Annotated in this window: 1 protein-coding gene; it reads right to left on the bottom strand. The window is 52.1% G+C overall.

Translation table 11 applies throughout. The features are described 5' to 3' along the window. A partial coding sequence (locus tag AC0LWF_RS27770) for a fibronectin type III domain-containing protein (RefSeq protein WP_474654701.1) occupies positions 1-793 on the bottom strand: 793 nt, incomplete at both ends.

Below are 793 nucleotides of genomic sequence, written 5' to 3'. Positions count from 1 at the left end.
ATTCGTGGACTGCTGAAGGACGACAGCTGTCGCTTCCTTCGCCTGCGTCCACTGCAGCGAGATGCTCGTGAGTGTTGTCGCATCGCTTCTCTTCAAGTCTGTAATTGGCTGTGGAATCGTGGTTACCGCCGTCACATTCGAGATGCCCTCATTCATGCCGCCTGTTACTTTCAGCCTGAAGCTGTAAGTCTTATTCGGTGTTAGGTTTGTAACCGTAGCGACTGCCGCATTGGATGGAATCGATGTATCTGTTGTTGAGGTTGCCCAGTTCACTTGGTCTGTGGACTGTTCCACCGTAACAGCCGATGCATTCGCACCTGTACTTGGCGTCCATTTGAATGATGCGGTAGTCGCTGTTTTACCCGTGCTTGCAAAGGTTGTGATTTGCACCGGCAATGTTTTCGCTTCTACATCATTGGAAGTTCCGGCATTAGCGCCGCCAGTTACATTCAATCGGAACTTGTATGTCGTATTTGGCGTCAAGCCCGAAACAGTTGCTGTTGTTGCGGAAGTCGATATCGTTGCGCTCGTTGCTTTTTTCCAATTCGCTCCGTCATCACTCGATTGCTCAACGATGATGCCTGTTGCGCGCACGGCAGCTGTCCATGTGAACGATGCACCTGTCGTCGTTGCAGCACCCTTCGGTGCAAAGTTCGCTACAGGTACCGTTAGCGTTGTCGCGTCTAGAACGGTAGAATTGCCTGCGTTCTGACCGCCGGTAACGACCAAGCGGAATTTATATGGTGCGCCTTGCGTAAGACCGGTAACGGTCGCTTGCGAAGCAGTTGGGCTG

The organism is Paenibacillus sp. sgz302114, assembly GCF_056120345.1.
This window is presented reverse-complemented; position numbering and strand designations above follow the sequence as displayed.